This is a genomic window from Aliivibrio logei, assembly GCF_001691055.1.
GTDB classification, from domain to species: Bacteria; Pseudomonadota; Gammaproteobacteria; order Enterobacterales; family Vibrionaceae; genus Aliivibrio; species Aliivibrio salmonicida.
Map to the genome: position 1 here is coordinate 32,590 of NZ_MAJU01000026.1, position 13,441 is coordinate 46,030.

At 39.9% G+C, this 13,441-nt stretch carries 15 protein-coding genes; 8 read left to right on the forward strand and 7 right to left on the reverse strand.

Features of this window, described 5'->3' with window-relative positions; all coding sequences use genetic code 11:
- Nucleotides 1-216: 216 nt before the first annotated feature.
- The 7 genes from rplU (at nucleotide 217) to folA (ending at nucleotide 4,147) form a co-directional block, all read left to right on the forward strand.
- The gene (gene rplU / locus A6E04_RS17595) at nucleotides 217-528 is read left to right on the forward strand and encodes a 50S ribosomal protein L21 (protein ID WP_012549188.1); all 312 of its coding nucleotides are present in this window, start codon (nucleotides 217-219) and stop codon (nucleotides 526-528) included.
- Nucleotides 529-545: 17 nt separating this feature from the next.
- Complete coding sequence (gene rpmA / locus A6E04_RS17600; protein WP_012549189.1) at nucleotides 546-803, forward strand: 50S ribosomal protein L27; 258 nt, start codon at nucleotides 546-548, stop codon at nucleotides 801-803.
- A gap of 123 nt (nucleotides 804-926) precedes the next feature.
- A complete protein-coding gene (locus tag A6E04_RS21360; protein WP_023604396.1) occupies nucleotides 927-1,094 on the forward strand; it encodes a hypothetical protein in 168 nt (55 codons plus the stop codon).
- Nucleotides 1,081-2,259: an Obg family GTPase CgtA gene (gene cgtA, locus A6E04_RS17605; protein ID WP_012549190.1), complete on the forward strand. Its 1,179-nt coding sequence runs from the start codon at nucleotides 1,081-1,083 to the stop codon at nucleotides 2,257-2,259. Before A6E04_RS21360 ends, cgtA begins: the two co-directional genes overlap by 14 nt.
- Before the next feature lie 124 nt (nucleotides 2,260-2,383).
- Entirely contained in the window at nucleotides 2,384-3,151 is a 768-nt protein-coding gene (locus tag A6E04_RS17610; protein WP_065611982.1) for a threonine/serine exporter family protein, read from the forward strand.
- Complete coding sequence (locus A6E04_RS17615; protein ID WP_065611983.1) at nucleotides 3,151-3,642, forward strand: threonine/serine exporter family protein; 492 nt, start codon at nucleotides 3,151-3,153, stop codon at nucleotides 3,640-3,642. The genes A6E04_RS17610 and A6E04_RS17615 overlap by 1 nt, the downstream gene beginning before the upstream one ends.
- A 25-nt stretch (nucleotides 3,643-3,667) precedes the next feature.
- Complete coding sequence (gene folA / locus A6E04_RS17620; RefSeq protein ID WP_065611984.1) at nucleotides 3,668-4,147, forward strand: type 3 dihydrofolate reductase; 480 nt, start codon at nucleotides 3,668-3,670, stop codon at nucleotides 4,145-4,147.
- A 210-nt stretch (nucleotides 4,148-4,357) separates the two neighbouring features.
- On the opposite strand, the gene A6E04_RS17625 is transcribed toward folA, so the two are convergent.
- From A6E04_RS17625 to lptD, 5 genes are all read right to left on the reverse strand, one after another.
- Nucleotides 4,358-5,179: a symmetrical bis(5'-nucleosyl)-tetraphosphatase gene (locus tag A6E04_RS17625; RefSeq protein WP_065611985.1), complete on the reverse strand. Its 822-nt coding sequence runs from the start codon at nucleotides 5,177-5,179 to the stop codon at nucleotides 4,358-4,360.
- 96 nt (nucleotides 5,180-5,275) lie between these two features.
- Nucleotides 5,276-6,109, reverse strand: coding sequence for a 16S rRNA (adenine(1518)-N(6)/adenine(1519)-N(6))-dimethyltransferase RsmA (gene rsmA, locus A6E04_RS17630; RefSeq protein WP_012549195.1), 834 nt, complete (start codon nucleotides 6,107-6,109; stop codon nucleotides 5,276-5,278).
- Entirely contained in the window at nucleotides 6,106-7,095 is a 990-nt protein-coding gene (gene pdxA, locus A6E04_RS17635) for a 4-hydroxythreonine-4-phosphate dehydrogenase PdxA (protein ID WP_083199086.1), read from the reverse strand. Before pdxA ends, rsmA begins: the two co-directional genes overlap by 4 nt.
- Nucleotides 7,088-8,398, reverse strand: coding sequence for a peptidylprolyl isomerase SurA (gene surA, locus A6E04_RS17640; RefSeq protein ID WP_017021523.1), 1,311 nt, complete (start codon nucleotides 8,396-8,398; stop codon nucleotides 7,088-7,090). The genes pdxA and surA overlap by 8 nt, the downstream gene beginning before the upstream one ends.
- A 70-nt stretch (nucleotides 8,399-8,468) precedes the next feature.
- Nucleotides 8,469-10,823, reverse strand: coding sequence for an LPS assembly protein LptD (gene lptD, locus A6E04_RS17645; protein ID WP_017021522.1), 2,355 nt, complete (start codon nucleotides 10,821-10,823; stop codon nucleotides 8,469-8,471).
- A gap of 206 nt (nucleotides 10,824-11,029) precedes the next feature.
- Here lptD and djlA point away from each other — a divergent pair, with 206 nt between their 5' ends.
- Complete coding sequence (gene djlA / locus A6E04_RS17650) at nucleotides 11,030-11,881, forward strand: co-chaperone DjlA (protein WP_012549199.1); 852 nt, start codon at nucleotides 11,030-11,032, stop codon at nucleotides 11,879-11,881.
- A 23-nt stretch (nucleotides 11,882-11,904) separates the two neighbouring features.
- On the opposite strand, the gene A6E04_RS17655 is transcribed toward djlA, so the two are convergent.
- Both A6E04_RS17655 and leuD read right to left on the reverse strand, forming a co-directional pair.
- Entirely contained in the window at nucleotides 11,905-12,684 is a 780-nt protein-coding gene (locus A6E04_RS17655; protein WP_017021521.1) for a DUF547 domain-containing protein, read from the reverse strand.
- A gap of 146 nt (nucleotides 12,685-12,830) precedes the next feature.
- Complete coding sequence (gene leuD, locus A6E04_RS17660; RefSeq protein WP_017021520.1) at nucleotides 12,831-13,433, reverse strand: 3-isopropylmalate dehydratase small subunit; 603 nt, start codon at nucleotides 13,431-13,433, stop codon at nucleotides 12,831-12,833.
- Nucleotides 13,434-13,441 lie beyond the last annotated feature (8 nt).

Below are 13,441 nucleotides of genomic sequence, written 5' to 3' on the forward strand. Positions count from 1 at the left end.
TAATACACTAAAGTAGGGTAGGCAATACAGTCGAAAATTACCTCCTTATTGCTTATTGAGTATGTCGGCGATCTTTTCATCATTTTTCTTCATTTTTGGGTTGTCAGATTGAAATCATTCGCGTAGAATCCGGACCCTATTGATGACAAGTTTAACGCACACCTAAATTGTTGAGTAAACAAAATATATGGTAGTGCGAAAGTAGCGGAGTAAAATATGTACGCTGTTTTCCAATCTGGTGGTAAACAACACCGTGTAAGTGAAGGTCAAACTCTTCGCTTGGAAAAATTAGACGTTGAGACTGGCGCAACAGTTGATTTCGACAACGTTCTTATGATTGCTAACGGTGAAGAAATCACTGTTGGTGCACCTCTAGTAGCTGGCGGTAAAGTAACTGCGGAAGTAGTTCAGCACGGTCGTGGCGATAAAGTTAAAATCGTTAAGTTCCGTCGTCGTAAGCATTCTCGTAAGCAACAGGGCCATCGTCAATGGTTCACTGAAGTCAGAATCACTGGCATCAGCGCTTAATTTAAGGAGAATAAAAAATGGCACATAAAAAAGCTGGCGGTTCTACTCGTAACGGCCGCGATTCAGAAAGTAAACGTCTTGGTGTTAAGCGTTTCGGTGGCGAATCTGTTCTTGCAGGTAACATCATCGTTCGTCAACGTGGTACTAAATTCCACGCTGGTACTAACGTAGGCATCGGTAAAGACCATACTCTTTTCGCTCTATCTGAAGGTAAAGTGAAGTTTGAAGTTAAAGGTCCTAAAAACCGTAAATTCGTTTCTATCGACGCTGAATAATCGTTTTTAAAAACTAATTTTAAAAGCCCTGCCACCTGGCGGGGCTTTTTATTTATGGATAGTCACCAGTTAACTATTTTGTCGTTTATACTTCTTTTAGGTTGGTATAACTAATGAGTTTAAATGCTAGAATACTTACCTAGTGACTATATTGATATATTACGTAACGTAAAGATCATTGACGATCCACTCTCACCATATCATTTTGGTCTACAGTTAATAAGCCAACCGTACCCAATAATGACAAGAGTATTTACGCTACAGCTCGGAGAAGAAAATGAAATTCGTTGATGAAGCGACAATTAAAGTAGATGCAGGCGACGGCGGTAACGGTACTGTTAGTTTTTGGCGTGAAAAATTCGTAGCTAAAGGCGGCCCTGATGGCGGCGATGGCGGCGATGGTGGTGATGTTTACCTAGAAGCTGATGAAAACCTAAATACCCTAATCGATTACCGTTTTAACCGTTTCTATGATGCTGAGCGTGGTAAAAATGGTGGTGGTACGAATAGTACTGGCCGACGTGGTGAAGATATTACATTGAAAGTACCTGTTGGTACGCGAGCTATCGATATTGATACTGGCGAGAAAGTTGCAGAGCTAATGGCTCACGGTATGAAGATCATGGTAGCTAAAGGCGGCTGGCATGGTTTAGGTAATACTCGTTTTAAATCATCAGTTAACCGTGCTCCTCGTCAAAAGACAATGGGAACAAAGGGTGAAGTTCGTGAACTTCGTCTAGAGCTTCTTCTTCTTGCTGATGTTGGTATGCTTGGCTTGCCAAATGCGGGTAAATCAACGTTTATTCGTGCAGTATCTGCAGCAAAACCAAAAGTAGCTGATTATCCGTTTACGACGCTTATCCCTAGTTTAGGTGTAGTACGTGCTCGTGGTAATAAGAGTTTTGTTATTGCTGATATTCCTGGTCTGATTGAAGGTGCTGCTGAAGGTGCCGGTCTTGGTGTTCGTTTCTTGAAGCACCTTGAGCGTTGTCGTGTATTGCTTCACGTGATCGATATTCTTCCTATTGATGGCAGTGATCCTGTTCAAAATGCCCTAACGATCATTGATGAGTTAGAGCGATACAGTGAGAAAGTAGCTGGAAAACCTCGTTGGTTATTGTTTAACAAAACGGATCTCTTACTTGAAGCTGAAGCCGATGAGAAGATCGCAGAGATCCTTGAAGCATTAGCTTGGGAAGGCGCTCACTTCAAAATTGCTGCGGTAAGCCGTACAGGTACTCAAGAAGTGTGTAATGAACTTTCTGACTTTATGGATACGTTACCTAAAGAAATCATGACAGATGAAGAAAAAGCGGCGCTTAAAGTCGACTTCATGTGGGATGATTATCATAAAGACGCAATGTCTGGTAAAAACGTGGTTACTGAAGACGGTGACGACGATGATGATTGGGATGACGAAGAAGATGATGGTCACGTTATCTATGCCCGTGATTAAGTCTTAATCAAGACAATTATTATAAAAAACCGCACTTGTTGCGGTTTTTTTTATTTAAGTCATTAAAAGTAAGAAGAGAAAAGATTAGAATCATTTTATATTAAGTTATTTATTGCGAATTCAAATGGAAGAACAGCAAAGGGAAATATCACGTTTAGTGGCTAAGGCAGGACAAATGTTACTTCAGCATGGCGCTGAAAGCAGCTTAGTTTCAGATGTGAGCCGACGGTTAGGGATTGCAGTTGGGGCTGATGAGGTTGAAATATCATTATCAGCCAGTTCGTTGGTAATAACGACAGTAATAAATGAACATTGCGTGACGACGGCGAGAAGAGCGCCTGATCGCGGTATTAATATGAGAGCAATAACGGAAATACAACGGATATGCATTATGTCCGAAAAAGGGTTATTAGATCGTCATGAAGCGACTCATAAGTTAAATAATATTAGTCCTGAACGTTACAATCGTTGGTTAGTTGTCGTTATGATTGGATTGTCTTGCGCGAGCTTTAGTCGCTTAGCTGGTGGAGATTGGCCTGTTTTTATGATGACATTTTTGGCCTCTTCTTTGGGCATGATTGTTCGTCAAGAAATCGGACACCGACATTTCAATCCTTTACTTAACTTTGGTATTACAGCCTTTGTTACTACGCTTATTTCTTCTCAAGCGGTTATTTATCATATAGGTAATACGCCTTTTCTTGCCATGGCATCCTCTGTTTTGATGCTCGTTCCTGGTTTTCCATTGATCAACGCGGTTGCTGATATGGTGAAAGGTTACGTTAATATGGGTATTGCACGTTGGACATTTGCGACTTTACTTACTTTGGCGACCAGTATTGGCATTGTAGGTGCAATGAATTTAGTCGGCGTGTGGGGGTGGATTGACTAATGGATAATATAACTATGCAGTCTATTTTTGAATTATTCCTCGCCTTATTGAATGACATGTTTTTTGCAATGATCCCCGCGATCGGTTTTGCTTTAGTTTTTAATGTGCCAGTGAAAGCATTAAAATATTGTGCGATTGGTGGTGCCATTGGGCATGGAACTCGATTTTTATTAATGCATTATGGCGCACCATTAGAGTGGGCTACATTATGTGCAGCAACAGTGGTGGGTATGATTGGTGTTCATTGGTCACATCGTTTTTTAGCTCACCCTAAAGTTTTTACTGTCGCGGCATTAATTCCAATGATCCCCGGTGTTTTTGCTTTTAAGGCGATGATTGCGGTTGTTGAGATAAATCACTTAGGATACTCTCCTGAATTGTGGGCTCTGATGATCGATAATTTAATTAAAACCTTATTTACGATTGCAGCACTAGCGATTGGGTTAGCGATGCCTGGTTTGCTTTTTTATCGAAGAAAATCAATCGTATAAATAAAATTAATGAGAAGGAAATTCAGTGAAAGTTAGTATGATTGCGGCAATGGCGAAGAATCGAATTATTGGTATTGATAATACAATGCCATGGCATTTACCCGCTGATTTTATGTGGTTTAAAAAATCGACAATGGGGAAGCCAATCGTAATGGGGCGTAAAACTTATGAATCCATTGGTCGTCCATTACCGGGTCGTTTAAATATCGTATTAAGTCGTGATGAGAATTTAAATATTGAGGGGGTAACTTGTGTTACTTCAATCAATGATGCGAAAACGGCAGCAGGCGATATTGAAGAACTAATGATCATTGGTGGTGGCTCTATCTATAAAGCGTGTTTACCTGATGCTGATACTCTTTATCTTACCTTTATTGATGCTGATATTGATGGAGATACTCAATTCCCTGATTGGGGAGAGGGGTGGAACCAGACGCATTCTGAGATGTATTTGAAAGATGAAAAGAATCAGTACGATATGGAATTTGTGGTGTTAGAAAGGTAAGAGTAGGACGAACTTCGTTCTAAAGGGCGCTTCGCTTAAGGAGGCTGCGCCCTGAGGAATAAAAGCAAAGAGAAAAGCAGGTTTCAGGAGCTCTCGCTTTTGAGCTTCTTACCCCTCAAACAACTTGTTGCGTCTTATAGCGAAGCGCTCTCAAGGCGAAGCCGTCTATCTTTTGCTTTTATAGTCTCTAGTTAGCGAAGCGTATAGTTTCTAGCTTATCGCCTTTTGTGTGAAATATTGTCCATCATCGACTCGATACATCGTCATATATTCCCCCCAGACACAGCCTGTATCTAATGCTATTACGCCATTGTTTTCATAACCCATCAATGCAGCCCAATGACCAAAAATCACAGTGTGAGAAAGAGGGCGTCGAGAGTTAAGATCAAACCACGGAATTAGTTTTTCTTTATCGTCTGAAGATAATTCTTGTGGTGGCTGTTTGCATTCCATATCTAGACGTCCGTCTGGGTAACAGAAACGCATACGTGTAAACGCGTTAATTATGTAACGATAACGGTTTATACCAGTAAGATCGCTTTGCCATAAATCAGGTTGATTCTCATACATGTTTTCTAATAACCATACCCATTTGTCAGAAACTAAAACAGATTCAATTTCACGAGCGCATTCAGTGGCAGTTTCTATATTCCACTGCGGAGAGATCCCAGCATGAGTCATGACAATATTATGCTGAGCGTGAGTCGCTAATAATGGTTGATGGCGTAGCCAAGTAAGTAATTCTTCACTATCAGGCGCGGTAAAAATAGGGGCCGTTTTATCTTTTTCTTTTATGCGTGAAATACCTTGAGATACCGCGAGCAGATGAAGATCATGATTGCCAAGAATGGTCACGGCGGATTTATCTAATGATTTTACAAAGCGAAGAGTTTCTAAAGATTTTGGTCCACGAGCAACAAGATCTCCAGTTAACCAAAGTTGATCTTTTTCTTTATCAAAGCTGACCTGATCGAGTAACAACAATAGTTCGTCTAGACAGCCTTGAATATCGCCAACAAAATAGGTCGCCATGAATATTTCCTTTCATCAATATGGGAGTAGATAGAAAAAAGGTGACAATGAAGTCACCTTTTATTTTACTGTGTTCGTTAATGATGAACCACTAAGTTAAGCCGATTCTGTTGATTCAGCTTGGTAGTTGTCATTCAACCAGTTTGCCATGATAACAAACTGCTCTAACGTTAAGTTTTCAGGACGATGGGAAGGATTAACACCTAATGCTTCCAATTGTTCTTTTGTTAATAGTGCTTTGAAACAGTTTCGTACTGTTTTGCGGCGTTGGTTGAAGCCTTCACGACATACGCGGTCAAGCCATTTTAAGTTCTTCGCTGGGAACGGAAGTACCTCATAAGGCACTAGACGAACGACGGCAGAATCAACCTTCGGTGGCGGAACAAATGCTGTTGGTGGCACTTCAAGTACAGGCATTACCTTACAGTAATACTGAGCCATTACTGTTAGGCGGCCATAAGCTTTAGTCCCTGGACCTGCCGCTAGGCGGTTAACCACTTCTTTTTGTAGCATAAAGTGCATATCTTGTATGTCTTTATGAAATTCAAAAAGGTGGAACATTAATGGTGTAGAGATGTTATATGGCAAGTTACCAAAAATACGTAATTTATTGCCTTCTTGAATAAGCTGCGTGAAGTCGAAGCGCATTGCATCGCCTTCATAAATGGTTAATTTACTGCCCAATTCAGGGTGAGTACGTAAACGAGCGGCTAAATCACGGTCAAGTTCGATAACAGTAAATTTGTCTATTTCACGGCCAACAGGCTCAGTGATTGCCCCAAGACCTGGACCAATTTCTACAAGGTTTTGACCTGGCAGAGGGTTGATTGCAGATACGATTCCATCGATTACGTAAGGGTCGTTTAAGAAGTTTTGACCAAAGCGTTTCTTCGCTTTATGGCCTAAATGGACATCATTTCTTGTACTCATTTATTTTCTACCAGTTCAATTGCATGGGTAAGTGCGGTAATAAAGCTTCCTGCATCTGCTTTTCCAGTACCCGCTAATTCCAATGCAGTACCGTGGTCTACGGAAGTTCGGATAAAAGGCAAACCTAATGTAATGTTCACCGACTTTCCAAATCCTTTAAATTTTAACACAGGAAGCCCTTGATCGTGATACATCGCGAGCACGGCATCAGCTTCTTGTAAGTATTTATCTTGAAATAACGTGTCAGCGGGCAAAGGACCAATAAGGTTCATGCTTTCTTTTTCACGTAAATCATTTAGTGCGGGTGTAATGATATCAATTTCTTCACGACCAAGACAGCCATCTTCACCTGCATGTGGGTTTAAACCACAGACAAAAATAGCTGGATTAGTGATGCCAAACTTAGTGATTAAATCTTGATGTAAGATTCGAATAACTTGTTTTAATCGGTCATCAGTAATTGCTTTAGCGACATAAGCCAAAGGTATGTGAGTAGTTACTAACGCAACACGAAGTCCTTCTGTTGCTAGCATCATTACAACTTGTTGTGTATTCGATAATTCGGCAAAGAACTCGGTATGACCACTAAAAGCAACACCTGCACGATTAATTACCCCTTTGTGTACTGGGCCGGTAACTACGGCATCAAACTCACCATCCATATTACCTTGAGCGGCGCGCGTTAGGGTTTCTAATACATAGTGACCATTCGCTTCGTTTAACTCGCCAGCAATAACATCTGTGCCTAATTCAATGTTATCTACAATTAATGTCCCAGCACGATGAGATTTTACGGGTGTATTTACATCGTAGTTTTCAATATTAATTGATAACTTTAATTGTTTTGCTCTTTGTTCTAATGCCGTTCGATTACCACAGATAACCAATTGATGAGGCCAATCTTGTTGAGCAATAGAAAGAACAAGATCAGGGCCGATGCCCGCGGGTTCTCCCGGTGTGATTGCTATGCGTTTTATATTATTCATTTTCATCACTGTCATCATTATCTTGCAGGATTTCGACATAAGCACTCGCTCTGATTTCTTGTAACCAAGCGCCTGACTCTTCGTTAAACTTGCGATTCATTAGAATTCGATAAGCTTTGTTTTTCATCGCAGCATCAGTTCTATCAACTTGGCGACGCTCTAATACTTCAGCAATATGCCAACCATGAACTGTTTTAAATGGCTTACTTATTTGACCAACAGGTAGAGTTTCAACTTGATGTTTAAATTCTGGAACATATAGGTCTGGAGTCTGGAAACCTAATTCCCCATTTGCGGCTGCTGAACCTGGATCTTGGCTATAACGTTGAGCCATCGCGGCAAATGTTTCTTTTCCTGATGCTATATCTGAAGTGATTTGGTTCAATAGTCGCTCTGCACCTTCATCACTCATTATAACCGATGTTTTAACTAAGATATGACGAGCGTTTACTTCAGTAACAGCAACGGTCTCTAGGCCTTTTACATCGTCAATCTTTATAATATGAAAACCAACACCAGAGCGGAATGGGCCAATGATGCTGCTTTTTCCTTGACCTGTAATTTGATCAGCAAAAATCGTTGGCATTTCTTCTTTTCTCATCCAACCCCAATCACCGCCTTGCAGTGCTTTTGGTCCTTTTGAATAGGTGTACGCCATTGTTGCAAAATCAGCGCCTTGTTTTAAGCGTTCAGTCAGTTCTTGAGCTTGTTTTTCTAGAGCTTCTTTTTCTGCTTGAGTGGCACCATCAGTACGCAATTGAATATGGCTGATTTTGTATTGGACTGTCGCTTGAGTTTCTTCCGAAAGTAACAGAGCAAGGCTTTCTACTTCTTGAGGTAGAATATTAATACGACGACGAACTTGTGCATTACGAGCTTCACTTGCTGCAATTTCTTTACGAATTTGTTCGCGGAAGTCGGCATAAGCGAGGCCTTGAGAGGCCGCTTTTTGTTGTAACTGCGCCAAGGTCATTTTGTTGTCTTTTGCTATATTGTTTAATGCTTCTTCTAAACGAGTATCGTCAATACGAATACCCATTTTTTCCGCTTGTTGACTTTGAATGGTATCAAGAATCAATTTTTCTAATACTTGTTCACGCAGCACGCTTTCTTCAGGTAACGGTTGTCCTTTTTCTTGAGCATTGATTTTTACTGTTTTTAATGAAGTTTCAATATCACTTTGTAATACAACGCCTTCATCTACAATGGCAATAACGCGGTCAAGCTCTACGGGAGCGGCATGTACATTTATTGTCAGTATTAGTAATAAACTGCTAATAAATGGAATTTTCCAGTTTTTCATAGTGTCATCCAAGAGTGTATAGAGAGTTAACGATAGCGATATCCGTTAGCGTTAACTCGTGTCCCTATAATTAATTATTTAAATAGAATGGGCGACCATAGCCTAACGCATTGGTTGCTGTGCCTGATGTAATACCCGTATTGGTGCCTAAACCTCGAATCGCAATAGAAAGCATTAAGTTACTTTCATATTCTGGTTCATAACTACCAATAGAACCGGAGGTTTCTGGTGCAATTAACTGATCACTATAAGTTAAACCAAATGACCAACAGTCACTTAGGTAAGTTGCACCGACGAGAGCTTCAAGCATGTAGTCTTCTTTTGTATCATGAAAATATTGTGCTTGGAGCTGCCAGCTATTACTGATGTTGTACTGCGTTAAGAACCCTGCTTGGTAAATGCCATGTTGAGTTATTTTATCTAGGTCATCTTGAAAGTTTACGTTACTTTCGATGTAGTTTTTACTTACATAACGATAGTTAAGCTGAACATAACCATTGCTGTGTCGGTATTCTATGGTGCTGTTTGCAACCTGTAGCTCGTCCACATTAGAGTCGTATTGAATACCACCATGGTAGAAAAGATAATCATCGTAGTTGAAATCACTTTCTATCGCCCATGCCGATGAATTTTTATCATCGCCTTCATTTGAAGTGCCAGATCCATTCATGTATAGGATTTGACCAAATGAGATGTTCATTCGCTCTTTGTAAGCATCATCATAAAAACGAGACGTTGCCCCAATACTGAATTGATTTGCTGCCGCAATATAATCAACACCACTGTATTGGCGATCTCTAAATAAACCATAGTAATCTAACTGAAGTTTACTACTGTCGTAACCACCTTCACCGGTACCACCATAAATATCACTTTGATCGACTTCTGGTACATATAAATACTGTATTTTCGGTTCTAATGTTTGTAAGTATTCACCTAAGAATTTATGCGTGCTGTCTAAATAGATAGCACCATTGATACGGACTTCTGGAATAGTTCGGTCAGTTTCTGCCGCTAAATCAGATAGTGACGGATCTTTTGTTGCGTCAAATTCTTGGGTGTAATAAGTATAAAGTAAGCTCGTTTCAGGTGTTAATGACCACCAAGTCCCACTTAATGGTAAGCTTAATTTAGGTTCCATGTGAACACGAGTGGCTGACGGCTTTGTTGGATCATCAGTCTCAAATTTACTTATATGGCTATTTAAATTGAAATCGAATTCATTATAAAACTGAGGTGCGTAATAGTTAAATTCCATTTGCGGCATCAAGCGGTATGGATAACTATTGTCGACAAGGACTTGGAAATCACGAACACGCATCGTTAAATCCCAATCTTGAGTTCGGTAAGAGACCTCACCAGATTGCTGCAATTGACCTTCGTCACGCGTACCAATGCTAGAGTTTAAATCTTGGAAATAAGTAATATCACTGACTTGTGAGTATTCAACTTCAAATTTCCAGTTTTGTTTATAAATGCCTGAGTGATTCCAGCTTGCTCCCCAACGAGCGCCTTTTTCTTTGTATTTCGCATCATCGCCGAGGTATTCTGCATCGATTTCGCCAGAACCAAAATCGGTTAAATAACGGAAATTCCCTTCTAATTGGGTACCACGTTTTTCCATGTAATTAATGGTGGTTGTTGCATCGTAGTTTGGGGCAATATTCCAATAGATTGGAACGGATAATTCAAATCCATTTTTACTGTCTAAACCTGCACTTGGAATTAACACCCCTGTTTTACGGGTATCACCGACGGGCACGGTTATATATGGAAGATATAAAATAGGCACATCAAGAATTTCAAAGCGAGCATTGTAGAATGTTGCCCATTCATCAGATTGATCTAATTCGATATCACTGGCTTTAAAGCGCCAACTTTTATCACCGGCAGGACAGGTAGTAAATGAGGCATCTTCTAATTGATAAATAGCTTGCCCTGTTTTTAATACACGGCTAGCAGTACCACGAATAGGCTGACAAGACATTTTATATGATGTATTGATCATCGTGGTGTCTTCGGTGTTTAAATCCGTTGTGACTTTATCTGACTTTGATCTCATGTCCATGCTTGAGTAATCAACATTACCTTCGGCTATGGCGATGTTTTCTTGTTGGTGCAATGTAATATTGTCCGCTTTTATTTCTTGGCGTCCTTTTATGACATGCACATTACCTTTATAGGTGGCTTTTGAGTTATTATGAGCTTCAACACTGTCTGCTTGAATTAATACAGGCTGTTGATCTTCTTCCTCTTTTGACATCTTTACAGGGACTTGACAAGAATTCACTGCATCAGTTTTCAAAGGGAAAATAATATTGTTTTCTGGAGGTATGGATTGGCCTGCATCATCAGCAATGGCAGGGGATCCATAAAGAAGGCATCCAGTAAATGAAGCAAGTAAGCTGCGAGAGGTAAAAGACATCGAGTTAGACGTTCCTGTTTGTTATATTAATCCGCTGATATACTCAAAGATACTAGATAGAGATAATCCTTTATAATAAAGCAAAAGCTATGCCCAAACCACCTTAAGATGTCGATATCATCTATTATAGGTTGTAAAGTAAGCGGTTGCATTTGCTCATTGTGTGACAGAGTAAAAATAGAATAATTCATTAATTGGAATATAAAATGCAAATATTTGGCAAAATATTAGGTGGTTTTTTTGGATTCTTATTTGGCGGCTTCTTTGGTGCTGCTTTAGGGGTGTTCATTGGCCATCAATTTGATAAAGCAAAACGAATGGCAAACAGTGGTTTTACATTCCAAACGGGTGGAGCATCACAAACAGAGAAACAAGCAGAGTTTTTTCATGCTGCTTTTGCTGTTATGGGGCACGTTGCTAAAGCAAAAGGGCAAGTAACAGCACAAGAAATCCAGCTCGCTTCTATGATGATGGAGCGTATGAACTTAAGTACTGCTCAAAAGAAAGAAGCACAAGAAGCGTTCATTGAAGGCAAAGAAAACAATTTTCCATTAAGAGAAACATTACAAAAAATCCGTTCTATTACGGGTGGTCGTTATGATTTATTGCAGTTCTTTTTGGAATTACAAATTGCATCGGCTCTTGCGGATGGCGATATTCATCCGAGTGAAAGAGATATTTTACACATTGTTGCAGAAGAGCTTGGTTTCAGTGCCGCGCAACTTGAAAAACGTTTAAAAATGCAAGAGGCCGCTTTTCGTTTTCAACAAGGCGGTGGTTTTTCTGGTCAGCAGAGTGGGTCACATCAAAGCAATGGGCAGTGGCAAAAAGCAAGTTCTGCGAATCAGTTGAAGGACGCTTATAATTTATTAGGGGTTAGTGAAGATGCTGATGCTAAAGCGATTAAACGTGCGCATCGTAAATTAATGAATGAACATCACCCAGATAAGTTAGTGGCTAAAGGTTTACCACCTGAAATGATGAACATGGCAAAAGAAAAAGCACAAGAAATCCAAGGTGCCTACGATTTAATTAAGAAAGCAAAAGGGATTAAATAACCCCTTTCTTTTAATTTACACTATTATTGTTTATTAAGCTTCCAATCGTAGTCATAACTGATATCGCCTTTGAATGGTTCTAATTCTGGGCGATATTTTTTTAAGTGTTTAAATAGTTCTGCTTGGGTTCCAAAATCGACACTAAACCAGTCATAAATAGAAGAGAGCTGCACTTTTCCTGTCCCAATATAAAGACCTTTTTTACTGTTAATAAATTCGGTTGCGGCTTTATCCAATAAACGATCACGGTTTCTAGAGGTAAAGGCTTTTTGTTGTAAATTAGGGCAGCCAAAGCTGGCGCAATTTACGGCGTAGTGAGTTCTAGGATCATTCCAAATAGGACGAAGAATTCGATGCTCAATGTCGTTTAAGGTTAGGGTTTTACCTGCAACGGTAACCACGTTTTCATCCCAAGGACCAAAGCTAAATAATCCTCCGAGTTTAGTTATTGACTTAATTGGGTAGTTATCCAAAATAATTTTTACGGTGATGGCGTTATACAGATTCACCCAATACGCATATTGTTCTGCTTTTTTATATTCTCTTGGATCAATACGGCGCATTTGACGTAAATAACTGTTTAGTGTTCGTTCATCGGCGTCGGTTACATTGGCGTAATCAAAAAGTGTGTACTCCCCTTCAGCCACGACGTATTTGTCGAGTGTTTGTTGCCAGTATTGGTGTGAAATTGTCGTTGGGTTGTTTTCGTTACTAATATTCCAATAGTCCCACAACTCAGATTTTGGTGCGGCAAAAGAATGGAACGAGAAAAGCAAAAGTAATGAGGAAATAAGGATTTTCATAAAAAGGTACCTGACTTTTGTTTTAGGTGTGTGTTTATTATAGATGACTCTATTTTATAGACAAAAAAGAGGTTGATACGTTCATATCAACCTCTCATCATTTCCTGAATCCTGAATCCTGAATCCTGAATCCTGAATCCTGAATCCTATTTCAAAAAGCTCGGGATCTTAGCTTCGAATTCTGAAATTTTATCAGCATGTTGCAGTGTCAAACCGATATTATCTAACCCATTTAACAGGCAGTGGCGACGGAACTCATCAATCTCAAAAGAATACTGCTTACCGTTAGCGCTTACTAACATGGCTTCCAAATCAACTGCAATTTCAGCGCCTTCATTTGCTTCAACGAATTGGAATATTTCATCCACTTCAATATCAGTCAAACGCACAGGGATCATTTGGTTATTGATAGAGTTGCCATAGAAAATATCAGCAAAGCTTGGTGCAATCATGACTTGGATTCCGTAATCCGCCAAAGCCCACGGTGCGTGTTCACGCGATGAGCCACAACCAAAGTTTTCACGGGCAAGTAGAATACTTGCGCCTTGATAACGAGGGGCATTCATTACAAATTCTGGGTTTGGTTGCTGACCTGCATCATCAAGAAAGCGCCAGTCATGGAATAAGTGCTTACCAAAACCCGTGCGATTTACTTTTTGTAAAAACTGTTTTGGAATGATGGCATCGGTATCAATGTTTGCCGTATCTAAAGGAACGACTAGACCTGTATGTTGTTTAAAACCTGACATAGTAAATT